Source organism: Pseudomonas sihuiensis (genome assembly GCF_900106015.1).
Classification (GTDB): domain Bacteria; phylum Pseudomonadota; class Gammaproteobacteria; order Pseudomonadales; family Pseudomonadaceae; genus Aquipseudomonas; species Aquipseudomonas sihuiensis.
Map to the genome: position 1 here is coordinate 324,597 of NZ_LT629797.1, position 23,885 is coordinate 348,481.

A 23,885-nucleotide genomic window follows, 5' to 3' on the forward strand; every position below is an offset into this window, starting at 1 on the left:
ATGCGTGCCGCCTACGTTCTGCATAGCCGCCCGTACAAGGAAAGCAGTGCCCTGGTGGATTTCTTCACCGCCCAGGGGCGCGTGCGTGCAGTACTGCGCGCCGCGCGCGGCAAGGTCGGCAGCATTGCCCGGCCATTCGCCCCACTGGAGCTGGAGCTGCGCGGGCGTGGTGAGTTGAAGAGCGTCGGCCGCCTGGAAAGCGCTGGCATCCCGCTGCTGCTGAGTGGCGAGGCGCTGTTTTCCGGGCTCTATCTCAACGAACTGCTGATTCGCCTTTTGCCGGCCGAAGATCCGCACCCATTGATGCTCGAACACTACGGTCTGACCCTTCAGGCGCTGGCGGCCGGTCGGCCGCTGGAGCCGCTGCTGCGCGCATTCGAATGGCGCCTGCTGGACGAGCTGGGCTATGGTTTCGCCCTGGATCGCGACCAGCATGACCAGCCCATCGACCCTGCCGCGCTGTACCGCTGGCAGCAGGACATCGGCCTGGTGCCGGTGATACAACTGCAGCCCGGTGTATTTCAGGGCCGCGAGCTGCTGGCCATGGTCGAGGCCGACTGGCAGACGCCGGGCGCACTGGCTGCTGCCAAGCGCCTGATGCGCCAGGCGCTGGCACCTCATCTTGGCGGCAGGCCCTTGGTCAGCCGCGAACTTTTCATGACGCTCAAGGAGTCCAAGCGTGACTGAGGCCAATCGTATTCTGCTCGGCGTGAACATCGACCACGTCGCCACCCTGCGTCAGGCTCGCGGTACGCGCTACCCGGACCCGGTCAAGGCCGCGCTGGACGCCGAAGAAGCCGGCGCCGACGGCATTACCGTGCACCTGCGTGAAGACCGTCGGCACATCCAGGACCGCGATGTGCGCGTACTGGCTGACGTGTTGCAAACGCGGATGAACTTCGAGATGGGCGTTACCGACTTCATGCTCGGTTTCGCCGAGCAGATTCGCCCGGCGCACGTCTGCCTGGTGCCGGAAACCCGCCAGGAGTTGACCACCGAAGGCGGCCTGGACGTGGCCGGTCAGGAGGCGCGCATCGCCGCAGCGGTGGAGCGCTTGTCACTGGCTGGCTGCGAAGTGTCGCTGTTCATCGATGCCGAGGAGCGGCAGATCGAGGCGGCCATGCGCGTCGGCGCGCCGGCCATCGAGTTGCACACCGGGCGCTACGCCGACGCCCACACGGCGGAAGAGGCGGCGCAGGAGCTGGCGCGGATTCGTGACGGGGTGATCTGCGGCCTCAACCACGGTCTGATCGTCAACGCCGGTCACGGCCTGCACTACCACAACGCCGAGGCCGTGGCCGCGATTCCCGGCATCAACGAACTGAACATCGGTCACGCCATCGTCGCCCATGCGCTGTTCGTCGGCTTCAAGCAGGCGGTCGCCGAGATGAAAGCGCTGATCGTCGCGGCTGCCTACCGCGGCTAGCGTACTTTGTGGGAGGGGCTTCAGCCGCGACTTTCGATGGTCTATCGCCGCTGAAGCGCCTCCCACTTCGCTCCTTCAGTCCTGGCTGAAAGCTTGAACCATCTGCCTGGCGAGTGCCTCGACAGCGTCGTTGCGTTGATGGCCGAGAATCAGCTTGATGTGGTACTCGCCAAGGGCGGGCAAGCCTTGTTCTGCGCCTAGTCGGCGCAGTGGTGGCTTGACCAGGCTGCGGGGGAAAGGTGCGATGGCCAGATCGGCGGTCATCGCCGCTTCCTGGCCGGCGCACTGCTCGCAGGAGTAGGCGATGCGATAGGCAAGCCCCTGCCGATCCAGCGCATCGAGCGCGGTGCGGCGCCAGGCGCAGCCGGGGTTGGCCAGTGCCAGCGGCAAGGGCGAGCGCTGCATGGCCAGGCCACCGTCACGCCCGGCCCAGACCAGCTCCTCCGAATAGATCACTTCGCCGCGCGCATCATCCAGGCCGTCGTTGCCGGCGTTGATCAGGGTCAGGTCCAGCTCGCCGGCATCCAGCTTCGCCACCAGATCCACACTGCGCCCGACATTGACCTCGACCTCCACGGCCGGATGGCTGCGGGCGAACAGAGTCAAGACACTCGGTAGTACGCGGTCGCCGATATCGTTCGGCGTACCGAAGCGCACGCGGCCGGTCAGCGTCGGGGTGAGAAAGCGTGCCACCGCTTCCTCGTTGAGCTTGAGCAGGCGCCTGGCATAGCCGAGTAGCACCTCGCCTTCGGCGGTCAGGCGAACCTGTCGTGCCTCGCGGATAAACAGGCGCTGGCCGAGGGTCTCCTCCAGCCGCTTGATCTGCAGGCTGACGGCCGCCGTGCTGCGAAACACCTGTGCTGCGGTGCGGGTAAAGCTGCCGCTGTCGGCGATGGCGACGAAAGTGCGCAGCACATCGTTTTCCAGAAGCGGCAGGGAGATGGGAGCTGTCGCGTTCATTATCGTTAAATATTACTTAATCCAGGTTTTGATATTTGTCGTTTGTTTGAACGATAGGCGCGTTTCATCCTGATCGCAAGCCCGGCAAGAAGCCGGCTGCGAAACGGAGGAAAGGTCATGAACAGTTCGAGCAATCGCGACAAGTCGCGCCCAGCCATGCCCGAGTTCTATATGCCGGCCATGTGGCCGCTGGATCTGCAGAACGCCATCGTCGACTGGATTGGCGCCTGGTTCTGGCGTCGGCGTATGCGCCGCTTGCTGGCGCAGGACATCGAGGGAAGGATCCGCCTTGGCGGTGCTCGTGGCGTGGTGGAGCAGGGCGCCGGTGAACCGCTGCGGCTGATCGCACAGCGGCGGGCGCGTTGGCTGCGGCCGTAGGGCGGGTGCAACCCGCAAATTGCAGTCTGGCGGGTTGCACCCGCCCTACGAGAACCGCTGTCCTTAGGGCTTGCGTGCGATCAGCACGGCGCGGGTCGGTGCCGGCAGGCCTTCGACGGTGCGACTGTGGTCGGCCGGGTCGAGAAATTCCGGCAGCGACTGGAAGCGCATCCACTCGGTGGCGCGTTGTTCTTCCACCGAAGTAGTGCTGACGTCTACGCAGCGCACATCCTCGAAGCCGGCGCGGCGCAGCCAGCGCTCCAGGGCCGGCACCGAAGGCAGGAACCAGACATTGCGCATCTGCGCGTAGCGGTCTTCGGGCACCAGCACCTGTTCGGCATCGCCTTCGACCACCAGGGTTTCCAGTACCAGCTCACCGTCCTTGACCAGCGCATCCTTCAGGTCGAGCAGGTGGTCGATGGGCGAGCGGCGGTGGTACAGCACGCCCATGGAGAACACCGTGTCGAAGCCCTGCAGCTTGGCCGGCAGTTCCTCGAAGGCCAGTGGCAGGTGCCACACCGGTTGGTCCGGCAGGTAGCGTTTCATCGCCAGGAACTGGCAGAGGAACAGCCAGTTAGGGTCGATGCCGACCACGCTGTCGGCACCGGCGCCGAGCATGCGCCACATGTAGTAGCCATTGCCGCAGCCGACGTCGAGGATACGCTTGCCATGCAGGTCGAGATGCGGGGCGACGCGCTGCCATTTCCAGTCCGAACGCCATTCGGTGTCGATATGCACGCCGAACAGCTCGAACGGGCCCTTGCGCCAGGGAATCAGCCCCTGCAGTGCGGCTTTCAATTGTGCGCGCGTGCTGTCATCGCAGGCGCCGCCGAAGGTGAAGCGCTGCACCAGTTCCACCTCGCTCACCGGCAGATCCGGTAGCGCCTGCACGGCACCGTACCAGCGCGGCAGATCGCCGTGACCGATGGCCAGTTTGGCGTCGAGCTGACCGGGCAACTCGCAGGCCCAGTCTTGCAACGGAGTACCGGCCAGTTGCGCCTGCAGGGCGTCGAGATCCAGATCGCGCATCATGGCAGGGCCACCAGCGAGGCGAAGTTCAGGCACTGGAACCAGGGCACTACCTTGCTGAAACCGGCGGCCAGCAGGCGCTCGCGATGTTGTTCGAGACTGTCGGGCAGCATCACCTTTTCGATGGCGCTGCGCTTCTGCGCAATCTCCAGCTCGCTGTAGCCATTGGCGCGTTTGAAGGCGACATGCAGCTGGGTGAGCAGCTCATGCTCGGCGGCATCCTCGAAGCGCAGCTTCTCCGAGAGGATCAGCGCGCCACCGGGCAGCAGCGCCTGGCGAATGCGCGTGAGCAATTCCAGGCGGCGCTCCGGGGGGATGAACTGCAGGGTGAAGTTGAGCGTGACCAGCGAGGTGGGGTGCAGGTCGAGGGCCAGGATGTCGGCTTCGATCACCTGCACCGGCAGCAGCTCCTGGAACATGGCGTCCTGGGCGTGCAGGTATTCGCGGCAGCGTTCGACCATGGCCGGCGAGTTGTCCACCGCGATCACCTGGCAGCCGTCCGCTTTTACATGGCGGCGCAGTGCCTGGGTCACCGCGCCGAGCGAGGCGCCGAGGTCATACAGTGTAGTGTGCGCCTCGGCGAACTGGCCGGCGAGTACGCCGATGTTCTCGACGATGGTCGGGTAGCCGGGCACCGAGCGCTTGATCATGTCGGGGAAGACCCGCACCACGTCCTCGTTGAAGACGAAATCGGGCACCTCGGGCAGAGGTTGGGCAAATAGACGATCAGGTTCTTGGCTCACGGCGGTCGCAACGGGTAGCGGAAAAGGCCGGCATTTTAGCCAAGTGTGGCGCAACAGTCAGGCGCTGTTGCTGCGCTGGAAGGCCGAAGCGGTGATGCCCCACTGGCCGAGCCAGTAGGTGAGGATGATGGCGTAAGGCGCGGCGTCGAAGCTGGCGACGAAGCGGTCGATGCCGATCAGGCTGTCGGACAGCACGAAGAGCGCCGCACCGCCGGCTGCGAGCCAGGTGGAGCGCGGCTGCAGCTGCGGATGACCGAGGCGGGCCAGGGCGCGCCAGAGCATCAGGCTGATCGCCGTGGCATAGCAGGCCACCGGGATCAGCAGTTCGCCCAGGCCGCTGCTGGCCAGTATGGCGAACATCGCGCCACCGGCAATTAGTGCCAGCAGCAAAGCGGGCAGGGCCGGTTGCCGGCTGTCGGAACAGTAGGCGCGCAGGTAGGCCAGATGGCCGAGCAGAAAGGCGCCAAGGCCGAACACGAACAGATCGCCGGGCCAGTCCAGCAGGATGTCGCCAGCCAGGGAGAACACCAGGCCGATGCCGATCCAGCGGCGGTAGGTGCCGGCAGGCGCCTGGCGTAGCCAGAGCAGCAGGGCGATCACCGGGATGCCCTTGGTCAGCAGGCTGAGCTGTGCATCGCCGGTGATCCGGCCGTAGAGAAATACCGCAGCACCCGCCAGACCGAGCAGCAACCAACGCATAGCAAGACTCCCTTCGTTCTTGGAATGGCGCGACTATGCCCAGCGACCGAACGGCTGCCAATGCGAGGGATGCCAAATCGAGGGGCGGATCGTGCCGCTACTCGACGCCGCCGGCAGTATTGGGCAACGTATGGGTTCGTTCAGGAGAAGCGCATGTCGATATCGCCACCTGTCACCGAGCTGATCGAGCGCCTTTACCGCGATGAGTCGCGCCGTGTGCTCGCCACCCTGATCCGCCTGCTGGGTGATTTCGACCTGGCCGAGGAGGCGCTGCACGAGGCGTTTCGCAGTGCGGTCGAGCAGTGGCCGCAAGGCGGTGTGCCGGACAACCCGCGTGCCTGGCTGGTCTCCGCCGGGCGCTTCAAGGCCATCGACAACCTGCGTCGGCAACGTCGCTTCCAGCCGTTGGACGAGCAGATCGAATTGCCTGATGAGAGCGACGCCGAAGGCGGCGAACTGTTAGAGGACGACCGCCTGCGCCTGATTTTCACCTGCTGTCACCCGGCGCTGGCCAGCGATGCCCAGGTGGCACTAACCCTGCGCGAGGTATGCGACCTGACCACCGAGGAGATCGCCCGCGCTTTCCTCTCCAGTCCTGCGACCCTGGCCCAGCGCATCGTGCGGGCCAAGGCGAAGATTCGCGATGCGCGCATTCCCTACGAAGTGCCGGGGCGCAGTGAGCTGCCCGAGCGGTTGGAGGCGGTGTTGCGGGTGGTTTACCTGGTGTTCAACGAAGGCTACTTCGCCAGCTCGGGTGATTCGCTGACCCGCAGCCAGCTGTCCGACGAAGCGATTCGCCTGGGACGGCTACTGCTGGAGTTACTGCCCGAGCCGGAAGTGCAGGGGCTGCTGGCGTTGATGCTGCTGCACGAGTCGCGACGCGCTGCGCGCAGCGGCGTCGATGGCGAGGTGATTTTGCTGGAGGCCCAGGATCGCAGCCTATGGAGTCGCGAGCTTATCGCCGAAGGCGAGGCGCTGGTGCTGCAGGCGCTGCACTCGCGGCGTTTCGGCCCCTACAGCCTGCAGGCGGCGATTGCCGCGGTGCATGCCGAGGCGGCCAGTCTGGAAGAAACCGATTGGGCGCAGATCGTCGGCCTGTATGACGAGCTGCTGCGTCTGAATCCGTCGCCTGTTATCGAGCTCAACCGCGCCGTGGCACTGGCCATGCGAGATGGCGAGCAGGCGGGGCTGGTGGAGATTGACCGATTGCTGGCTGCAGGCGAACTGGAGGGCTACCACCTGGCCCATGCGGCGCGGGCCGATCTGCTGCGTAGGCTTGGCCGGCGCGAGCAGGCAGTCGCTGCCTACCGCCAGGCCCTGGCGCTGGCGCAACAGGGGCCGGATCGGCAGTTTCTGCAGAAAAGACTGGAAGAGCTGGGTGCCTAGCCCCTGTATCCGTAGCCCGGATGCAGGGGCTGCACGTAGGGCGTGCTGCGCGCACCAGCAATATTGTGCGCGCATGAGGTGCGCACGGCGCACCCTACAGAGGGGCGTGCTTAGCCTGCCACCAATACGCGAATCGCTTCCAGGCGCAGGGCGGCCTTGTCGAACATCGCCAGGCTCTGTTCGCGCTGCTCGCGCAGGGCGTCGATCTCGCTGTCACGCACGCTCGGGTTGACCGCGCGCAGGGCGACCAGGCGCGCCAGTTCCTCGTCCAGTTCAGCGATCAGGCGACGCTTGGCCTCACTCACGCGCTCGACATGGCGCGGCATGACCTTGGCTTCAGCGTCGTTGATCTGCTTGGCCAGCACGTCGCGCTGGGCCTGGACGAACTTGTTGGCGCTGGCCCGTGGCACGCTTTCCAGCTGGTCGTTGAGGGTTTCGAAGCCGACCTTGGCGGCCAGGTCATTGCCGTTGGCGTCGAACAGGCAACGCAGTGCCGCCGGTGGCAGGAAGCGCCCCAGTTGCAGTTTGCGCGGGCCGACCACTTCGCTGACGTAGAGCAGCTCCAGCAGCACGGTGCCGGGCTTGAGCGCCTTGTTCTTGATCAGTGCGACGGCGGTGTTGCCCATCGAGCCGGACAGCACCAGGTCCATGCCGCCCTGCACCATGGGGTGTTCCCAGGTGAGGAACTGCATGTCCTCGCGGGCCAGGGCCTGCTCGCGGTCGTAGGTAATGGTCACCGCCTCGTCGTCGCCCAGGGGGAAGCTGGCGTCCAGCATCTTCTCGCTGGGGCGCAGGATCAGGGCGTTGTCGGAGTGGTCTTCGCTGTCGATGCCGAAGGCGTTGAACAGCTCTTCCATGTAGATCGGCAGGGTGAACTGGTCGTCCTGCTCGTGGATGGCCTCGACCAGCGCTTCACCTTCACCGGCACCGCCTGAGTTCAGCTCCAGCAGGCGGTCGCGACCGCTGTGCAGCTCGCCTTCCAGGCGCAGGCGCTCGGCGGTGGCTTCGTCCACCAGTTGCTGCCACTGGCCGTCGTCACCGTTCTCCAGCAGCGGCAGCAGGCGCGGGCCAAACTGGTGCTGCAGGGCGTTGCCGGTGGGGCAGGTGGCGAGGAAGGCGTTCAGCGCCTGGTGGTACCACTGGAACAGACGCTCCTGCGGGCTGTTCTCCAGGTACGGCACGTGCAGCTGGATGCGATGTTTCTGGCCGATACGGTCGAGACGGCCAATGCGCTGTTCCAGCAGGTCCGGGTGTGCCGGCAGGTCGAACAGCACCAGGTGATGGGCGAACTGGAAGTTGCGGCCTTCGGAGCCGATTTCCGAGCAGATCAGCACCTGCGCGCCGAATTCCTCGTCGGCGAAGTAGGCGGCGGCACGGTCGCGCTCGAGGATGCTCATGCCTTCATGGAACACCGTGGCCGGGATGCCGGAGCGCACGCGCAGGGCGTCTTCCAGATCCAGCGCGGTCTCGGCGTGGGCACAGATCACCAGCACCTTGAATTTCTTCAGCATCTTCAGGGTGTCGATCAGCCATTCGACGCGCGGGTCGATGCGCCACCAGCGTTGCTCTTCGTCGATATCGTCCTGTGCCTGGTAGCTGACTTCCGGGTACAGCTCGGCATGCTCGCCGACCGGCAGCTCCAGGTATTCGTCCGGACTCGGCAGCGGGTAGGGGTGCAGCTCGCGCTCAGGGAAACCCTGTACGGCGGCGCGGGTGTTGCGAAACAGCAGGCGGCCGGTACCGTGGCGATCCAACAGCTCGCGTACCAGGCGGGCGCGTGCTTCTTCGTCGCCGCCGTCGATGGCGTCCAGCAGTTCGCGACCTTCATCACCGAGGAAGCCGCCGATGGCGTCGCGCGCCTGGGAGCTGAGCTTGCCCTGGTCGAGCAGCTCCTGCACCGCTTCGGCGACCGGGCGGTACTGGCTGCTTTCGGCGCGGAAGGCTTGCAGATCATGGAAGCGATTGGGGTCGAGCAGGCGCAGACGGGCGAAGTGGCTGTCCTGGCCGAGCTGTTCCGGGGTGGCGGTGAGCAGCAGCACGCCGGGGATGACCTCGGCCAGTTGCTCGACCAGCGAGTATTCGGCGCTGGCCTGCTCCGGGTGCCAGACCAGGTGGTGGGCTTCGTCGACCACCAGCAGGTCCCAGCCGGCGGCGAACAGCGCGTCCTGGGCCTTTTCGTCGTCCTTCAGCCACTCCAGGGCGACCAGCGCCAGCTGGCAATCCTCGAAGGGGTTGCTGGCGTCGCTTTCCATGAAACGCTCGGCGTCGAACAGGGCGACGTCGAGGTTGAAACGCCGGCGCATTTCCACCAGCCACTGGTGTTGCAGGTTTTCCGGCACCAGGATCAGCACGCGGCTGGCGCGACCGGAGAGCAGCTGGCGATGAATCACTAGGCCGGCTTCGATGGTCTTGCCCAGGCCCACTTCGTCGGCCAGCAGTACGCGCGGGGCGATGCGGTCAGCCACTTCACGGGCGATGTGCAACTGGTGAGCGATCGGTTGCGCGCGGGCGCCGCCGAGGCCCCAGAGGGACGACTGCAGCAGGCGGCTGTTGTGTTCGAGGCTGTGGTAACGCAGGGCGAACCAGGCCAGCGGGTCGATCTGGCCGGCGAACAGGCGGTCGCTGGCCAGGCGGAACTGGATGAAGTTCGACAGCTGAGTTTCCGGCATGGTCACCGGTTTATGCTGGGCATCGAGGCCGTGGTAGACCAGCAGGCCGTCGACGTCCTCGACTTCCTGCACGGTGAGCTTCCAACCCTCGAAATGGGTGATCTCGTCACCCGGGGCGAAGCGTACACGGGTCAACGGGGCATTGCGCGTAGCGTACTGGCGGGTTTCGCCGGTGGCCGGGTAGAGCACGGTGAGCAGGCGGCCGTCCTCGGCGAGGATGGTTCCCAGACCCAATTCCGCTTCGCTGTCACTGATCCAGCGTTGCCCCGGTTGATATTGCGCCATGCCTGTCTGTCTCCCGCGTGAAAAAGCCGGCTATGGTAACGGATGCAGCGCCACGGCCAAAGCGGTCATGGCACTATTGCCGTGCGGCTTAGTCAAAAGTGTAGCGAGCACCGGCTAAAGTCGCGGCTCACGGGGCCGACAGCCTGACCAAAGGAGGTGCTGCAACGTGCTACCGCCTATCCCCCATAGCCTGGTGCCGGTCACTGCCTCGCAGGATGTGATCAAGCCCAAGCCCGAGATTCCTCCGGTGACCCCGGCCGAAGGCAGCGCCAAGGAAAGTGCGCTTAGCCTCGACAAGCGCCATCCACAGGAAACCGAGGAGCTGCTGCGCGAAGAACAGCGCCGCCGCCAGCGGCGTGGCTACACCCCCGAGCAACTGGCTGAGGCCGAGCCGGAAGAGGTGGAGCAGGCGCTGGGCGATCTGCCCCGGCAGGGGCTGTGGGTAGACGTTGAAGTCTGAGACACTCTTTTCATTCTCTTGCGCATAGATTGTCATGCTGTTCGCCGACCCCTTGCCCGCACTCGCCGATGCCGAGCTGGATTATCTGCCCGGCTGGGTCGACCCCGCGCTCGCCGATAACTGGCTGCATATGCTGGTCGAGCAGACGCCCTGGCAGCAGCCGGAGTTGTTCATCCACGGCCGTTACCACCGCACGCCACGGCTGACGGCCTGGTATGGCGACCCCGAGGCGCGTTACCGCTATTCCGGGAAGATCCACGAGCCCTTGCCCTGGACGCCGCTGTTGAACGAGATTCGCCAACGGATCGAGAAAGAAGTCGGGCAATCGCTCAATGCCGTGCTGCTCAATCATTACCGCGACGGCCAGGACTCCATGGGCTGGCACAGCGATGCCGAGCCGGAACTGGGGCGCAATCCGCTGATCGCTTCGCTCAACCTCGGCGGCAGCCGGCGTTTCGATCTGCGCCGGGTTGGCAGCACGCGCATCGAACATTCGTTGACGCTGGAGCATGCTTCGCTACTGGTCATGCGCGGGCCGACCCAGCATCATTGGCAGCACCAAGTGGCAAAGACGCGCCAAGCCTGCGCGCCACGCCTGAACCTGACCTTTCGCCTGATCCGGTTTCCGCTATGAGCAATGACGACAAGCTGATCGATTTCGCCGCCGAGCGCGACAAGCGTATCCACGATCTCAACGACAAGCGCCTCAACGAGATGCGCCAGGTTTTCGAGCAGGTGTTGCCGATCGGCAAGGCCAAGAAGAAGTCCAAGAGCAAACCCAAGAAACGCTGAAACTCCCGCGGTTCAATCGTTGTGCATGGCTGCCAGGCTGTGCTTCGCGCCTCGTACCCTCTCGATTTCTTGACCTGCGTCAGTATTCCCGCAGGCCCGCTCGCGCCTGCTCGTCGGCCATTGACCCAGATCAATTTTCCCGCCGCCAGCGCTGATAACGTGAAGCCATCCCAGACAGACAGGCACAACAGGAGGCAGCCATGTTCGTCGATACAGTGGTTCTCGCCGGAGTCGGCACCGTACTTCTGATGGTCGCGTTCTTCGGGGGTGTTGGTTACTTCATCTGGAAGGATGCGCACAAGCGCAAGCAGAGCTGATCCTTCCAGTTCAATGGGCACGCAAGGCAATTCGGGCGACTTCGGTCGCCCTTTTTTTATTTGCGCGTTGCCCACCTGAGGTCGCAGCACCTTCTGGACATAAATGCTTAGCTAGCTAATAATTGAGTTTCGCACGGAGGCGCAACTCAATCGCTACAGCTATGTTCAGGGCTGAGATTCTTTCAGGTAGCCATCGTGCGTGATTCCTTGCTGGCGTTTCTCGCGCCAAGCTCGCAAGCCGTTCAATTTGCCATCAAGACCCTGCTCGGCGGTGGTCTGGCGCTGTGGTGCGCGCTGCGTTTCGGCCTGGAGCAGCCGCAGTGGGCGCTGATGACCGCGTTCATCGTCGCCCAGCCGCTGTCTGGCATGGTCGTGCAGAAGGGCCTGGCACGGCTGCTCGGCACGCTGGTCGGCACCTTCATGGCCGTGGTGATGATGGGGCTGTTCGCCCAGGCGCCGCTGCTGTTCATACTGGCGTTCGCCTTGTGGTTGGCGTTGTGTACAGCGTCCTCGACCATGTTGCGCAGCGCCTGGTCGTACTCCTTCGTGCTGGCCGGCTACACCGTGGCGATCATCGCCTTGCCGGCCATCGGCAAGCCGCATGTGGTATTCGATGAAGCCATCGCCCGCTGCACGGAAATCTGTCTGGGCATCATCTGCGCCACCCTGAGCAGCGCTTTGCTCTGGCCGCAGCGCGTCGAGCGGCAACTGGCGCAGCAGGCGCGCAATGCCTGGCAGGCCGGCGTTGCGGCTTCGCGCCAGGCGCTGGCGGGTGAGGCTGATTCGCGACAGGGCTTGCTGGAGGTGCTGGCGCGTATCGTCGCCGTCGACGCCCAGCGCGAGCACGCCTGGTTTGAGGGTGCCCGTGGTCGCCAGCGTGCCGTGGCGTTGCGGGTGTTGAGTCGTGATCTGCTCGGCATGCTGCGTCTGGCTCGTGGGGTGGCGCGGCAGTGGCGGCAACTGAGCGGTGTCGAGGCGCAGGCGGTCGCGCCCTGGTTGCAGGTGGTGGACGAGCGCCTGCAGCAGGCGCAGCCAGAAAGCTTGTTGGAATTGGTCGAGCAACTGCGCCATGCGGCGCAGGACGAAGAATTGAGCGGTGGCCAGCAGCTGTGCCTGGAACGCTTGATGGTGCTGCTGTTGCGTGTCGAGGATGCCAGTCGTGCCTTGCTCGCAGTCGAGGAGGGCAGAGCACCGGCCGATGCGCCGCGCGCCTTGTCCTGGCACTACGATTGGCAGACTGCGCTGGTGTATGGCTCGCGCAGCGCGCTGACCTTCCTGGTTCTGGCTGCATTCTGGCTGGCCACTGGCTGGACCCACGCCACCGGCGCGCTGCTGCTGGCCTGCGTGGTGTGCAGCCTGTTCGCCCGGCTCGAAGCGGCGCCGCAGATCGGCATGATGTTTCTGCGCGGCATCTTCTATGCGCTGCCAGTGGCGTTCTTCGTGGGTCAGATTCTGATGCCGCAGATCGACGGTTTCGTGATGCTCTGCATGGTGCTGGGCGTGCCGCTGTTCTTCGGTGTGTTGGGCATGGCCAAGCCAGCGACGGCTGCGACCTCGACCTCGTTTTGCCTGCACTTCATCGTGCTCTGCCTGCCGGCACCGGGTGTCGGCTACAACGTCGAGTTCTTCCTCAATGAGGCGCCAGGCATGCTGATAGGCGTGGGTTGTGCGGTGATGGCTTTCAAGCTGGTGGTGCTGCGCAATCCGGTCTGGCATGGCCGGCGCCTGATGCAGGCGATCCTGACCGACCTCGGGCGCCTGACCCGTCGCGACCTGGGCCGCGCCGAAAACTGGTTCGGCGGGCGCATGGCTGATCGTCTGCTGCAGTTGGCGCGGCATTATCCGGCGCGGCCGGATCAGGCGCGCAGCCGCTGGGACGATGGCGTGGCTGGCCTTGATCTGGGCGACGAGTTGCTGCACCTGCGCAAGTGCCTGGCCAATGCCGATGCCGGCCTGGCAAGGTCGCAGCAGCGTTTCCTGGAACACCTCGATGACGCGCTGGAGCGTGGCCCCGCTCCAGGGCGTGAAGACGATCTGAACGCAGCGGTGGCCGAATTGCAGGAGGCCCTGCGCGCCTGCACGCCCAGCATCGACAAGCGCCTGGCCGAGGCGGCGCTATTGCAGCTGCAGAGCGGCTGGCGTCATTGGTGTCACGTGAAAGGGGAGGCCCATGGGCTTACATGAATGGTCGCTGGGTGGCGTATTGCTGAGCCCGATGGCGGCCTACGCGGTATTGGCGCTGTTGCTGACTGGCGTGTTGCGCCTGGGCTTGCAGCGCATAGGGTTGTCGCGCTGGATCTGGCACGAAGCCCTGTTCGATTGTGCCTTGTATGTCTGTGTCCTAGCGGCCGTGATTGCCGTGCTGGGGCGGTAAGGAGAGAAAGCATGCGTTCGACCATTCGAGTCGGCATCACCCTGGCCATGGTGGTGGCGGCGATCTTCGCCGGCTCCTGGATCTGGCAGCACTATATGTACTCGCCCTGGACGCGCGACGCCCGCGTGCGCGCCGACGTAGTGACCATCGCCCCGGACGTGTCCGGCTGGGTGGTCGAGCTCAAGGTGCGCGACAACCAGCAGGTCAAGGCAGGTGATCTGCTGATGAGCATCGACCGCGACCGCTATCAAGCGGCGGTGGAGAAGGCCAAGGCGGTGGTGGACATTCGCCGCCAGCAGTTGAGCCTGCGCGAGCACGAGGCTTCGCGCCGCTCGCGCCTGGGTGCCCAAGCAATCAGCGCCGAGCTGCTGGAAAACGCGCAGATCAATGCCGAGATGGCGCGCAGCGAATACCGCGAGGCGCAGGCCGATCTACGTGTGGCCGAGCTGAATCTGGCGCGCAGCGAAGTGCATGCCCCGCGCGATGGGCAGATTACCAACCTGGTGCTGGCGCAGGGCAACTACGTGAATGCCGGGCAGGCGGTGATGGCGCTGGTCGATACCCAGTCGTTCTACGTACAGGCGTATTTCGAGGAGACCAAGCTGCCGCGCATTCAGGTCGGCGCGCCGGTGGAGGTCTGGTTGATGGGCGGGGATCAGCAGATTCGCGGCGAGGTGGACAGCATCAGCCGCGGCATCACCGACCGCAACGCCAGCCCGGACGGGCAGTTGCTGGCCGATGTCGAGCCGACCTTCAACTGGGTGCGCCTGGCGCAGCGTATTCCGGTACGGATCAGGTTGGATGAGGTACCCGAGGGTTTGGTGCTGAGTGCTGGCATGACTGCCAGTGTAAGGGTGGAGTAGGGCGGTTCTGACTGGTAGGAGCCGCGCCTCGCGGCGAATGGCTCAGGCAACGTCGATAATGAGTTGAACCCACTATTCGCCCCGGGGCGGGGCTCCTACACATTGTGTCAGGCGCGCTCGATCTGTGCCGGCGTGCGGCGCATCAGCACCTTGCCATGGCGCACTGACACCAGCGCGTGGCCCTGGCTGCGCACCATCTCGTAATCGTCCGGCGCCGACAGGATCAGCAGGTTGGCCGGGCGACCCACTTCCAACCCATACCCTTCACCCAGGTTCAGCGCCCGCGCCGAGTTGTCGGTGATCAGATCCAGGCTGCGCTTGAGGTCTTCGTAGCCAAGCATGTGGCAGATGTGCAGGCCGGCTTCGAGGATGCGCAGGATGTTGCCGTTGCCCAGCGGGTACCAGGGATCGACGATGGAATCCTGGCCGAAGCAGACGTTCATGCCGGCGCGGTCGATCTCCGCCACGCGGGTCAGGCCGCGGCGTTTCGGGTAGGTGTCGAAGCGGCCTTGCAGGTGGATGCTCTCGGTGGGGCAGGAGATGAAGCTGATGCCGCTCATCTTCAGCAGGCGGAACAGCTTGGAGCAGTAGGCGTTGTCGTAAGAGCCCATGGCGGTGGTGTGGCTGGCGGTGACGCGCGCGCCCATGCCTCGCACGCGAGCTTCCTCGGCCAGCACCTCGAGAAAGCGCGACTGCGGGTCGTCGGTCTCGTCGCAGTGCACGTCCACCAGGCAGCCGCTGCGTTCGGCCAGGTCCATGAGGAACTTGATCGACGCCACGCCCTGGTCACGGGTGTTCTCGAAGTGCGGGATGCCGCCGACCACGTCGGCGCCCAGCTCGATGGCCTGCTCCATCAGTGCGCGACCATTGGCATAGGACTCGATGCCCTCCTGCGGGAAGGCGACGATCTGCAGGTCGATCAGGTGGCGGGTTTCCTCGCGCACTTCGAGCATGGCCTTGAGCGCGGCCAGGGTCGGGTCGGTGACGTCGACGTGGGTGCGCACGTGCTGGATGCCATGGTCGACCAACATGTCGATGGTCTTCTTGGCGCGCGTCTTGGTGTCTTCATGGGTGACCAGCGCCTTGCGCTCGGCCCAGCGCTCGATGCCCTCGAACAGCGTGCCGCTCATGTTCCAGGCCGGCTCGCCGGCTGTGAGCGTGGCATCGAGGTGGATGTGCGGCTCGACAAAGGGTGGCACCACGAGATTGCCGGCTGCGTCCAGGTCGCCCTCGGCGATGGGGTGCAGGGCGTGCTGGGCCTCGATGACGGCGATGCGCTCATCGTCCAGGGTGATGCGATGCAGGCCGTCGCGGCCGCGCAGGCGGGCATTGTGGATGATCATCAGGTTTCCTCTCAGGCAGGCGACGACAGGCGCCGGATCAACAGCGCAACGCTGATGTTCAGGCGGTCGTGCGGATCTTCGAACGAGCAGCCGGTCAGCGCTTCGATGCGTTGTAAACGGTAGCTCAGGGTATTGCGGTGGACGTTGAGGCGTTGCGCGGCCAGGGCCAGGTTACCGTTCTCGGCGAACCAGGCCTCCAGCGTCGGCATCAGCACCGGTTGGTGGCGCGAGTCGTCGCCGATCAGCGCGCCGAGCACACGTTCGACGAAGCGATCGAGCAGGCTGCGGTCGCGGATCGCACCGAGCAGCTCCAGCACGCCCAGTTCATTGAAACTGCACAGACCCAGGCGCTCGGGAAAGCGCTGCGCCACAGCCAGGGCCTGACGCGCCTCACCCAGACCCTGGGCGAAACGTTGCGCCTCGCAGCCGGCGCTGCCCAGACCGAGGAACAGACGTAGCGGGCCAAGCTGCGGGCGCAGTTCGTCGAGCAGCGCAGTCATGGCCTGGCGATTACGGGCTTCGGCCTGGCCGTCAGGGCAGGGCAGCAGGGCGATCCAGTGGCGGCCCTGACTGACCAGTGGCAAGGCATTGCCGAGTTCGCCGAGGCTCTGTTCCAGGCGCCGTTGCAGCAGTTGCTGACGGCTCTGCAACTGGCGCTCGGCGTCTTCATCAGGCAAGTCGCCGAACAGTTGCTCGCTGCCGTCGAGACGCAACAGCGCCACTTGACGCGGTACGTGCAGCGCCAGGCCCAGGCTGTCGCCGCGTTGCAGCAAAACGTCGAGCGACTGGTAGTCACCGTCGAGCACCTGCTCCAGCACATGCTGGCGCGAGCGGCCGAGCTGCTGCGCCTGCACCAGCGCGGTGCCGATGGCCTGGGTGACCACCACCATCTTCAGCGCGTAGGGCTGCTCGATCAGTGGCAGGTTCAGGCGCTCGGCTTCGGCGATGACGCTGGGCGGGATGGCCTGGATGAACTCGGCGCCGGTAAGGATGACCATGCCGGCGACGACGCGCTCATGACCCTCACGCACCAGGCGCAGCAGGTTGGCTTCGTCGCGCGGGTGGTTGATGCCGGTGATGAAGATCAGCTCGCCACCCATCACCCAGTCGGCGATGCCTTCGTTCTCCGCCACGTAGGGCCAGCGCACGGCATTGTCGCGTCCGGCCTGGCCAGCACGCAGGTGCATGCTGGCCAGACCGGGCAGAGCGAGCACGTCAGCGACGGTCAGGCTCACGCGCCAGCGACCTGCTGGCGGCTGGCCAGGGCCTTGTTCGCCTCGAACAGCACCACGTAGGCCAGGGCAGCCACGGCGATGCCCACCAGCGGCGCGACCCAGGGCGAGAAGTAGGCGCTCAGCGCACCGATCAGGTAGGCGCCCAGGCCGACCCAGTTGAATGCGGGCAGGCGCACATCGGCCAGTATCGGGTAGCGCGCGCGGTGGCCGTAGAAGAAGTCAGCCATGATCACACCGCCAATTGGCGGGATGATAGAACCGAGCAGAATCAGGAAGGGGATCAGCATCTCGTACATGCCGCCGATGGCCAGCAGGGTGCCGATGCCGGCGCCGACCAGGGTCACGGTCTTGCGCTTGCCAGTGCGCAGCAGGTTGCAGCCGGCTGCTGCGAAGTTGTAGATGGTGTTGTCCTGGGTGGTCCACAGGTTGAGGAACAGCATGATCACGGCAGCCATGGACAGGCCCTGCAGCACCAGCACTTCGACCACGTCCGGTTGCTGGTAGACGATGGCGCCATAGGCACCGGCGACGATCATCAGGCCATTGCCGATGAAGAAGCCGAACAGGCTGGCCAGCACCGCGACGCGGCCGCTCTTGGCGAAGCGCGTCCAGTTGGTGGCCTGGGTGGCGCCGCTGACGAAGGTGCCGAAGACCAGGGTGATGGCCACGCTCAGGCTCATGCTCTCGGACGGTTCCACCGCGAGCAGGCCAGCGAGGCCGCCGATATCACGGGTGGCGATCCACAGCGAAGCCACCAGCAGCACCAGCATGGCCGGCACGGCGACGCGCGAGAGCAGATCCAGGCCCTTGTAGCCGACGAAGGCGGTGAGGCAGAAACCGAAGCCGAACAGCACCATCAGCGGGATGGTCAGGCCTTCGGGCAGGCCGAGAATCTTCACCAGGACGATGGCGATGGTCGCCGTGCCCCAGGCGTACCAGCCGATCTGGGTGAAGCCAAGAAGCATGTCGGACAGCTTGCTGCCCACCTCGCCGAAGCAGAAACGGCCCATCAGTACCGAGTTCAGCCCACTGCGGCAGGCGATCAGACCCAGTACGGCAGCATACAGACCGAGTAGCAGGTTACCGATCACTGCAGCCCAGAGCAGGGTGGTGAAGTCGAAGGCCATACCGATCTTGCCGCCAGCGAACATGGTGGCGGTGAAGAAGGTGAAACCGAACAACAGGATGGCGGTGGAGAACAGCCCCTTGCGCGCGCCGTTGGGCACCTCGCTCAGGGGGTAATCGCTATCGGGGGTGGCGTTGCTCATGGACCTGGCTCCGGTAAGGGTGTGAAGCCTTGGCGATAGCAGGGGGCGTGCCAGAAAGCAGCGCAGCGGGCTGCTTGGTAAGGTAGTCAAAGGGTTTTGTGCGAAACGCACAAGGAAACGCACTTATACGGCGCCAGGTCGCTCAAGGTTTGTGAGTGTAGAACAAAAGTGGTGCGCGACGCAGCGGTCGCGCACCAGTGTGTGGCGATTCAGTTGACGGTGACCTGCGGCATCGGTGGCATCGTTACGGTCTGCTCGCTGGCCGGGGCGAGCACTTCGGCTTCGCCATCGACCACTTGCTTGCCGTCCTGGTTGAACACGCGGGTGGCGATACGCACGCGGTTCTTCGGCAGTTTTTCCAGTACTTCCAGCTTCACGGTAAGGGTATCGCCGAGTTTTACCGGGCGGGTGAACTTGAGCTGTTGGCCAAGGTAGATGGTGCCCGGGCCAGGCAGGCGGCAGGCAATGGCGGCACTGATCAGCGCACCGGTGAACATGCCATGGGCGATGCGCTCCTTGAACATGGTCTCGGCGGCGAAGGCGGCGTCCAGGTGTACCGGGTTGTTGTCGCCGGATACCGCAGCGAACAGTTGCACGTCGCGTTCTTCGACCTGCTTTTCGAAGCTCGCCTGCTGGCCAATTTCGAGGGCTTCGTAGGGGATATTGGTTACCTGGGTCATGGACACTCCTTGATTGGGCTTCGACCATGGCTCAGCGCCTGCTGCAGCCAGTCGATCAGGTGGGCGGTGACCTCGTCGCGATTGCTCTCGTTGAGCAGCTCATGACGGGCCTCGGGATAAATCTTCAGTTGCACGTCGCGCACGCCGGCCTCGCGCAGGGCGCCAGCCAGATCACTCAGGCGCTTGCCGTCGCTGACCGGATCGCGCGAGCCGCCGATCACCAGCAGCGGCAAGTCGGCATCGATCTGCGCCAGGTTGCTGGGCGGGGTGATGTGCTGCAGGCCATCGAGCAGGTCGCACCACAACTGCGTGGTGCAGACGAAACCGCACAGCGGATCGGTCACGTATTTGTCCACTTCCGCCGGGTCGCGGCTGAGCCAGTCGAAGGCCGTACGGTTGGGCTTGAAAGCCTTGTTGAACGAGCCGAAGGAGAGAAAATCGATGACCTTGCTGCGCCCTTTGGGGCCCAGGCGCCAGCGCTCGAAGCCGGCGATCAGTCTGGCGGCCTTGTACAGCGCCACGGGCTGGTAATTGGAGCCCGACAGCACGGCGCCCTGCAGGCTGCAGCTATGGCCCAGCAGATAGGCCATACCGATGTAGCTGCCCATGCTGTGGCCGAACAGGAAGATTGGCGTATGCGGGTGCTGCTGGCGAATGTGGTGGTTGAGGGTGGACAGGTCGCCGACCACCTTGCTCCAGCCGTCTTCATCGGCGTAGTGGCCAAGGGTGCCGCGTTCGGCGGTAGCGCCATGGCCGCGCTGATCCAGCGCGTAGAGCGCGAAGCCTGCCGCGACCAGGGCTTCAGCCAGGCGTGCGTAGCGCAGGCTGTGCTCGGCCATACCATGGGCCAGCATGACCGCCGCGCGTGGCGGCTCGTCGCCGTACCAGTGATTGACCTGCAATGGCGTGCCATCGCTGGCGTTGATAACGAAGGCGTCGTGGCGCATGGCGAATCCTTGTGCCGGGAGTTGGCGGCATTGTGCACCTTGGCCGTCATCACGCAAAGCACAGTCGAATTTCCATCGAGCCGCAAAGATCGGTTACGAATCACTACATTTATTGCGAAATTCAGCCCATCAATGACGCCTTCGAGCTATTTGCGGCGCCGCTCTGAACTGCTACTTTCCGGGCAGTCCCGCACTGCGGGCCAGATCACTTCAGGGGAAGAGGACAAGAACAATGCAACCTGATTTCTGGAACGACAAGCGCGCTCCCGGCGTGCCTAACGATATCGACCTGTCCAGCTACAAGTCGGTGATCGAAGTATTCGAGCGCTCATGCAAACGTTTCGCCGACCGTCCGGCCTTCAGCAATCTCGGCGTGACGCTGACCTATGCCGAGCTGGATCGTCTCTCCGCGACCTTCGCCGCCTACCTGCAGAAGCACACCGACCTGAAGCCGGGCGATCGTATCGCGGTGCAGATGCCCAACGTGCTGCAGTATCCCATCGCCGTGTTCGGCGCCATGCGCGCAGGGCTGATCGTGGTCAACACCAACCCGCTGTACACCGCGCGCGAGATGCGCCACCAGTTCAAGGATGCCGGGGTGAGAGCGCTGGTGTACCTGAACATGTTCGGCAAGCTGGTGCAGGAAGTGCTGCCGGATACCGAGATCGAGTACCTGATCGAAGCCAAGATGGGCGACATGCTGCCGAGTCTCAAGGGCTGGCTGGTCAACACCGTGGTGAAGAAGGTCAAGAAGATGGTGCCCGACTACCATCTGCCCCAGGCCATTGCCTTCAAGCAGGTGCTCAAGCAGGGCCACGGCCAGACGCTGGCGCCGGTCAAGGTCGGTCACGACGATATCGCCGTGCTGCAATACACCGGCGGTACCACCGGCGTGGCCAAGGGCGCCATGCTCACCCACGGCAACCTGGTGGCCAACATGCTGCAGGTGGACGCCTGCCTGGCGCAGCTCGGTGATGACGGCACGCCGCTGATGAAGCAGGGGCAGGAGATCATGATCGCGCCGCTGCCGCTTTACCACATCTATGCCTTCACCGCGAACTGCATGTGCATGATGGTCAACGGCAACCAGAACGTGTTGATCACCAATCCGCGCGACATCCCCGGCTTCGTCAAGGAGCTGGGCAAGTGGAAATTTTCTGCGCTGCTGGGTCTGAACACCCTGTTCGTCGCGCTGATGGATCACCCCGAGTTCAAGAACCTCGACTTCTCCAACCTCAAGGTCACCAACTCCGGCGGTACGGCGCTGGTCAAGGCCACCGCCGAGCGTTGGCAGCAGATGACCGGCTGCACCGTGGTGGAAGGTTACGGCCTGACCGAAACCTCGCCGGTGGCCAGTACCAACCCCTATGGCGACAAGGCGCGCCTGGGCACTGTCGGCATTCCGGTGCCGGGCACGGCGTTCAAAGTGATCGACGACGACGGCAACGAGATGCCGCTGGGCGAGCGCGGCGAGCTGTGCATCAAGGGGCCGCAGGTGATGAAGGGCTACTGGCAGCGTGAGGAAGCGACCGCCGAAGTGCTCGACGCCGAGGGCTGGTTCAAGACCGGCGACATCGCGGTGATCGACCCGGACGGCTTCGTGCGTATCGTCGACCGCAAGAAGGACATGATCATCGTCTCCGGCTTCAACGTGTACCCCAACGAGATCGAGGACGTGGTCATGGCCCACCCGAAAGTCGCCAGCTGCGCGGCCATCGGCGTGCCGGACGAGAAGTCCGGCGAGGTGGTCAAGCTGTTTGTGGTGCCGCGTGATGGCGGCGTCACCGTCGAGGAGCTCAAGGCCTATTGCAAGGAAAACTTCACCGGCTACAAGGTGCCCAAGCACATCGTGTTCAAGGACTCGCTGCCGATGACCCCGGTCGGTAAGATCCTGCGTCGCGAGCTGCGCGACATCGCCTGACCCAAAGCCCCTCCCCACTGCAGGGGGAGGGGCTTTCCCGCCTCAACTGTCCTCGGGCAGTCCAATTGTTGTGATTTGGTAACTACCTTCGCGTGTTTCATGCAGCCCAGTGCTGCATCACCGGCAGAGACGAGCTAGGCTCTACGCGCTGCAATATGCGAGCTAGAGGCTTTTCGCGGGGTAACTAAGACAAGGATGGCCTGTGACTGTGCGGTCTTTTTTGGTCACTTTTGCGACTCTCAAGGCCATGTTTGGTGCTGGTCGGCCTCTGGCAAAGCTGCTACTCTCGGCGCGCTTCCGGGCCCTGGGCCAGCGGGAAAGCGAGCTATACACACAACAAACAACCGCCGTCGCGCGGTGAAGATCAGCTGTTGCTTAGGAGTGGGCTTCCATGACCGAAAACTTCTGGAAGGACAAGTATCCCGTTGGGGTTGCTGCCGAAATCAATCCCGATCAGTACCCGAACATCCTCGCGGTATTGAAAGAGTCCTGCCAACGCTTCGCCGACAAGCCTGCTTTCAGCAACCTGGGCAAGACGCTCACCTACGGCGAGATCTACAAGCTCTCCGGTGACTTCGCCGCCTACCTGCAGAAGCACACCGATCTCAAGCCTGGCGACCGCATCGCCGTACAACTGCCCAACGTCCTGCAGTACCCCATCGTGGTATTTGGTGCCATGCGCGCCGGCCTGGTGGTGGTCAACACCAACCCGCTGTACACCGCGCGGGAAATGGAGCACCAGTTCAACGACTCCGGCGCCAAGGCGCTGATCTGCCTGGCCAACATGGCCCACCTGGCCGAACAGGTCGTGCCCAAGACCGGTGTCAAAACCGTGATCGTCACCGAAGTTGGCGACATGCTGCCGACCTTCAAGCGTCTGCTGGTCAATGCCGTGATCAAGCACGTGAAGAAGATGGTGCCGGCCTACAACCTGCCCAAGGCGGTCAAACTCAACGACGCCCTGGCCAAGGGCCGTGGTCAGAGTTTTGCCGAGGCCACTCCGAGCAACGATGACATCGCCGTGCTGCAGTACACCGGCGGCACCACTGGCGTAGCCAAGGGCGCGATGCTCACTCATCGCAACCTGGTGGCCAACATGCTGCAGGTCAAGGCACTGATGGGCGCCAACCTCAATGAAGGTTGCGAGGTGCTGATCGCGCCGCTGCCGCTTTATCACATCTACGCCTTCACCTTTCACTGCATGGCGATGATGCTGATCGGTGGCCACAACATCCTGCTGACCAACCCGCGCGACCTGCCGGCGGTGGTCAAGGACCTGGCCAAGTACCGCTTCACCGGTTTCGTCGGCCTCAATACCCTGTTCGTTGCCCTGTGCAACAACGAGGACTTCCGCAAGCTGGACTTCTCCAGCCTCAAGCTCACCGTCTCCGGCGGCATGGCCCTGCAACTGGCTACCGCCGAGCGCTGGAAGGAAGTCACTGGCTGCGCCATCTGCGAAGGCTTCGGCATGACCGAGACCAGCCCGGTGGCCACGGTCAACCCGTTCAGCGCCATCCAGCTCGGCACCATCGGCATTCCGGTGCCCTCGACCCTGTGCAAGATCGTCAACGACGACGGTCAGGAACTGGCGATCGGCGAGATCGGCGAGCTGTGCGTGAAAGGCCCGCAGGTGATGAAGGGCTACTGGCAACGCCAGGAAGCCACCGACGAAATCCTCGACGCCGAAGGCTGGCTGAAGACCGGCGACATCGGTCTGATCCAGGAAGACGGCTACCTGCGTATCGTCGACCGCAAGAAGGACATGATTCTGGTGTCCGGCTTCAACGTCTACCCGAACGAACTGGAAGACGTGCTGGCAACCCTGCCGGGCGTGCTGCAGTGTGCCGCCATCGGTATTCCGGACGAAAAATCCGGCGAGGCGATCAAAGTGTTCGTCGTGGTCAAACCAGGCGAGAGTGTGACCAAGGAGCAGGTGATGGAGCACATGCGCGCCAACCTCACCGGCTACAAGGTACCCAAGGCCGTCGAGTTCCGCGACATGCTGCCGACCACCAATGTCGGCAAGATCCTGCGTCGCGAACTGCGCGACGAAGAGCTGAAGAAGCTGGGCAAGAAGTGATTCGAGCCTGCTGAAACGAAAACCCGCTAC

At 64.3% G+C, this 23,885-nt stretch carries 23 protein-coding genes; 13 read left to right on the plus strand and 10 right to left on the minus strand.

The window, feature by feature from the left end; genetic code table 11:
* On the plus strand, positions 1-687 hold the full coding sequence (recO, locus tag BLT86_RS01695) for a DNA repair protein RecO (protein WP_092374336.1): 687 nt from the start codon (positions 1-3) through the stop codon (positions 685-687).
* On the plus strand, positions 680-1,426 hold the full coding sequence (gene pdxJ / locus BLT86_RS01700; RefSeq protein ID WP_092374339.1) for a pyridoxine 5'-phosphate synthase: 747 nt from the start codon (positions 680-682) through the stop codon (positions 1,424-1,426). The genes recO and pdxJ overlap by 8 nt, the downstream gene beginning before the upstream one ends.
* 75 nt (positions 1,427-1,501) lie before the next feature.
* On the opposite strand, the gene BLT86_RS01705 is transcribed toward pdxJ, so the two are convergent.
* Positions 1,502-2,386: a LysR substrate-binding domain-containing protein gene (locus BLT86_RS01705; RefSeq protein WP_017677756.1), complete on the minus strand. Its 885-nt coding sequence runs from the start codon at positions 2,384-2,386 to the stop codon at positions 1,502-1,504.
* Positions 2,387-2,503: 117 nt separating this feature from the next.
* On the opposite strand from BLT86_RS01705, the gene BLT86_RS01710 reads away from it, so the two are divergent.
* Entirely contained in the window at positions 2,504-2,764 is a 261-nt protein-coding gene (locus BLT86_RS01710) for a hypothetical protein (RefSeq protein ID WP_017677755.1), read from the plus strand.
* Between the two features lie 63 nt (positions 2,765-2,827).
* Here the strand turns inward: BLT86_RS01710 and cmoB are convergent, their stop codons facing one another.
* From cmoB to BLT86_RS01725, 3 genes are read right to left on the minus strand one after another with little or no spacing between them, the layout of a single operon-like run.
* Positions 2,828-3,796, minus strand: coding sequence for a tRNA 5-methoxyuridine(34)/uridine 5-oxyacetic acid(34) synthase CmoB (gene cmoB / locus BLT86_RS01715; RefSeq protein WP_092374342.1), 969 nt, complete (start codon positions 3,794-3,796; stop codon positions 2,828-2,830).
* Positions 3,793-4,536: a carboxy-S-adenosyl-L-methionine synthase CmoA gene (gene cmoA, locus BLT86_RS01720; protein WP_092374345.1), complete on the minus strand. Its 744-nt coding sequence runs from the start codon at positions 4,534-4,536 to the stop codon at positions 3,793-3,795. Before cmoA ends, cmoB begins: the two co-directional genes overlap by 4 nt.
* Positions 4,537-4,593: 57 nt before the next feature.
* Positions 4,594-5,235: a lysoplasmalogenase gene (locus tag BLT86_RS01725; protein WP_017677752.1), complete on the minus strand. Its 642-nt coding sequence runs from the start codon at positions 5,233-5,235 to the stop codon at positions 4,594-4,596.
* A gap of 153 nt (positions 5,236-5,388) precedes the next feature.
* Between BLT86_RS01725 and BLT86_RS01730 the strand changes: the two genes are divergently transcribed.
* A complete protein-coding gene (locus BLT86_RS01730; RefSeq protein WP_092374348.1) occupies positions 5,389-6,621 on the plus strand; it encodes an RNA polymerase sigma factor in 1,233 nt (410 codons plus the stop codon).
* Between the two features lie 110 nt (positions 6,622-6,731).
* On the opposite strand, the gene rapA is transcribed toward BLT86_RS01730, so the two are convergent.
* Positions 6,732-9,575 carry an RNA polymerase-associated protein RapA gene (gene rapA, locus BLT86_RS01735; protein ID WP_092374351.1) on the minus strand — a complete coding sequence of 948 codons (2,844 nt, stop codon included), beginning with the start codon at positions 9,573-9,575 and terminating at the stop codon, positions 6,732-6,734.
* Positions 9,576-9,741: 166 nt separating this feature from the next.
* On the opposite strand from rapA, the gene BLT86_RS01740 reads away from it, so the two are divergent.
* The 7 genes from BLT86_RS01740 (at position 9,742) to BLT86_RS01765 (ending at position 14,381) form a co-directional block, all read left to right on the plus strand.
* Positions 9,742-10,035: a hypothetical protein gene (locus tag BLT86_RS01740; protein WP_017677749.1), complete on the plus strand. Its 294-nt coding sequence runs from the start codon at positions 9,742-9,744 to the stop codon at positions 10,033-10,035.
* A 34-nt stretch (positions 10,036-10,069) separates the two neighbouring features.
* Positions 10,070-10,669, plus strand: coding sequence for an alpha-ketoglutarate-dependent dioxygenase AlkB family protein (locus BLT86_RS01745; RefSeq protein WP_017677748.1), 600 nt, complete (start codon positions 10,070-10,072; stop codon positions 10,667-10,669).
* A complete protein-coding gene (locus tag BLT86_RS25890) occupies positions 10,666-10,827 on the plus strand; it encodes a hypothetical protein (protein ID WP_017361613.1) in 162 nt (53 codons plus the stop codon). The genes BLT86_RS01745 and BLT86_RS25890 overlap by 4 nt, the downstream gene beginning before the upstream one ends.
* Before the next feature lie 200 nt (positions 10,828-11,027).
* A complete protein-coding gene (gene ccoM / locus BLT86_RS26280) occupies positions 11,028-11,144 on the plus strand; it encodes a cytochrome c oxidase subunit CcoM (RefSeq protein ID WP_017361612.1) in 117 nt (38 codons plus the stop codon).
* A gap of 195 nt (positions 11,145-11,339) precedes the next feature.
* Positions 11,340-13,328, plus strand: a complete 1,989-nt coding sequence (locus BLT86_RS01755) for an FUSC family protein (RefSeq protein WP_017677747.1) — start codon at positions 11,340-11,342, stop codon at positions 13,326-13,328.
* Positions 13,315-13,518, plus strand: a complete 204-nt coding sequence (locus BLT86_RS01760; protein WP_017361610.1) for a DUF1656 domain-containing protein — start codon at positions 13,315-13,317, stop codon at positions 13,516-13,518. Before BLT86_RS01755 ends, BLT86_RS01760 begins: the two co-directional genes overlap by 14 nt.
* Positions 13,519-13,529: 11 nt before the next feature.
* Positions 13,530-14,381, plus strand: a complete 852-nt coding sequence (locus tag BLT86_RS01765; RefSeq protein ID WP_017677746.1) for an efflux RND transporter periplasmic adaptor subunit — start codon at positions 13,530-13,532, stop codon at positions 14,379-14,381.
* Positions 14,382-14,488: 107 nt separating this feature from the next.
* Here BLT86_RS01765 and codA read toward each other — a convergent pair whose 3' ends face one another.
* The 5 genes from codA to BLT86_RS01790 all read right to left on the minus strand — a co-directional run bounded on the left by codA (position 14,489) and on the right by BLT86_RS01790 (position 19,854).
* Positions 14,489-15,724: a cytosine deaminase gene (gene codA, locus BLT86_RS01770; RefSeq protein WP_017677745.1), complete on the minus strand. Its 1,236-nt coding sequence runs from the start codon at positions 15,722-15,724 to the stop codon at positions 14,489-14,491.
* Positions 15,725-15,735: 11 nt separating this feature from the next.
* Positions 15,736-16,959, minus strand: a complete 1,224-nt coding sequence (locus tag BLT86_RS01775; protein WP_017677744.1) for a PucR family transcriptional regulator — start codon at positions 16,957-16,959, stop codon at positions 15,736-15,738.
* A complete protein-coding gene (codB, locus tag BLT86_RS01780; protein WP_017677743.1) occupies positions 16,956-18,227 on the minus strand; it encodes a cytosine permease in 1,272 nt (423 codons plus the stop codon). Before codB ends, BLT86_RS01775 begins: the two co-directional genes overlap by 4 nt.
* Before the next feature lie 209 nt (positions 18,228-18,436).
* Positions 18,437-18,907 (minus strand): MaoC family dehydratase, encoded by a 471-nt coding sequence (locus BLT86_RS01785; RefSeq protein ID WP_017677742.1) that lies wholly within the window; start codon positions 18,905-18,907, stop codon positions 18,437-18,439.
* Positions 18,904-19,854, minus strand: a complete 951-nt coding sequence (locus BLT86_RS01790) for an alpha/beta hydrolase (protein ID WP_017677741.1) — start codon at positions 19,852-19,854, stop codon at positions 18,904-18,906. Before BLT86_RS01790 ends, BLT86_RS01785 begins: the two co-directional genes overlap by 4 nt.
* A 232-nt stretch (positions 19,855-20,086) precedes the next feature.
* Here BLT86_RS01790 and fadD2 point away from each other — a divergent pair, with 232 nt between their 5' ends.
* Together fadD2 and fadD1 are read left to right on the plus strand one after the other, a co-directional pair.
* The gene (gene fadD2 / locus BLT86_RS01795; RefSeq protein ID WP_017677740.1) at positions 20,087-21,775 is read left to right on the plus strand and encodes a long-chain-fatty-acid--CoA ligase FadD2; all 1,689 of its coding nucleotides are present in this window, start codon (positions 20,087-20,089) and stop codon (positions 21,773-21,775) included.
* A 391-nt stretch (positions 21,776-22,166) separates the two neighbouring features.
* Positions 22,167-23,855: a long-chain-fatty-acid--CoA ligase FadD1 gene (fadD1, locus tag BLT86_RS01800; RefSeq protein WP_017677739.1), complete on the plus strand. Its 1,689-nt coding sequence runs from the start codon at positions 22,167-22,169 to the stop codon at positions 23,853-23,855.
* Positions 23,856-23,885: the final 30 nt, after the last annotated feature.

What these genes read in the sequence shown, in the direction of transcription:
- recO (WP_092374336.1), top strand. Translation starts at nt 1, where the DNA reads ATGCGTGCCGCCTACGTTCTGCATAGCCGCCCGTACAAGGAAAGCAGT.
- BLT86_RS01705 (WP_017677756.1), bottom strand. Translation starts at nt 2,386, where the DNA reads ATGAACGCGACAGCTCCCATCTCCCTGCCGCTTCTGGAAAACGATGTG.
- BLT86_RS01710 (WP_017677755.1), top strand. Translation starts at nt 2,504, where the DNA reads ATGAACAGTTCGAGCAATCGCGACAAGTCGCGCCCAGCCATGCCCGAG.
- cmoB (WP_092374342.1), bottom strand. Translation starts at nt 3,796, where the DNA reads ATGATGCGCGATCTGGATCTCGACGCCCTGCAGGCGCAACTGGCCGGT.
- BLT86_RS01725 (WP_017677752.1), bottom strand. Translation starts at nt 5,235, where the DNA reads ATGCGTTGGTTGCTGCTCGGTCTGGCGGGTGCTGCGGTATTTCTCTAC.
- BLT86_RS01730 (WP_092374348.1), top strand. Translation starts at nt 5,389, where the DNA reads ATGTCGATATCGCCACCTGTCACCGAGCTGATCGAGCGCCTTTACCGC.
- rapA (WP_092374351.1), bottom strand. Translation starts at nt 9,575, where the DNA reads ATGGCGCAATATCAACCGGGGCAACGCTGGATCAGTGACAGCGAAGCG.
- BLT86_RS01745 (WP_017677748.1), top strand. Translation starts at nt 10,070, where the DNA reads ATGCTGTTCGCCGACCCCTTGCCCGCACTCGCCGATGCCGAGCTGGAT.
- BLT86_RS25890 (WP_017361613.1), top strand. Translation starts at nt 10,666, where the DNA reads ATGAGCAATGACGACAAGCTGATCGATTTCGCCGCCGAGCGCGACAAG.
- ccoM (WP_017361612.1), top strand. Translation starts at nt 11,028, where the DNA reads ATGTTCGTCGATACAGTGGTTCTCGCCGGAGTCGGCACCGTACTTCTG.
- BLT86_RS01760 (WP_017361610.1), top strand. Translation starts at nt 13,315, where the DNA reads ATGGGCTTACATGAATGGTCGCTGGGTGGCGTATTGCTGAGCCCGATG.
- BLT86_RS01765 (WP_017677746.1), top strand. Translation starts at nt 13,530, where the DNA reads ATGCGTTCGACCATTCGAGTCGGCATCACCCTGGCCATGGTGGTGGCG.
- codA (WP_017677745.1), bottom strand. Translation starts at nt 15,724, where the DNA reads ATGATCATCCACAATGCCCGCCTGCGCGGCCGCGACGGCCTGCATCGC.
- codB (WP_017677743.1), bottom strand. Translation starts at nt 18,227, where the DNA reads ATGAGCAACGCCACCCCCGATAGCGATTACCCCCTGAGCGAGGTGCCC.
- BLT86_RS01785 (WP_017677742.1), bottom strand. Translation starts at nt 18,907, where the DNA reads ATGACCCAGGTAACCAATATCCCCTACGAAGCCCTCGAAATTGGCCAG.
- BLT86_RS01790 (WP_017677741.1), bottom strand. Translation starts at nt 19,854, where the DNA reads ATGCGCCACGACGCCTTCGTTATCAACGCCAGCGATGGCACGCCATTG.
- fadD2 (WP_017677740.1), top strand. Translation starts at nt 20,087, where the DNA reads ATGCAACCTGATTTCTGGAACGACAAGCGCGCTCCCGGCGTGCCTAAC.
- fadD1 (WP_017677739.1), top strand. Translation starts at nt 22,167, where the DNA reads ATGACCGAAAACTTCTGGAAGGACAAGTATCCCGTTGGGGTTGCTGCC.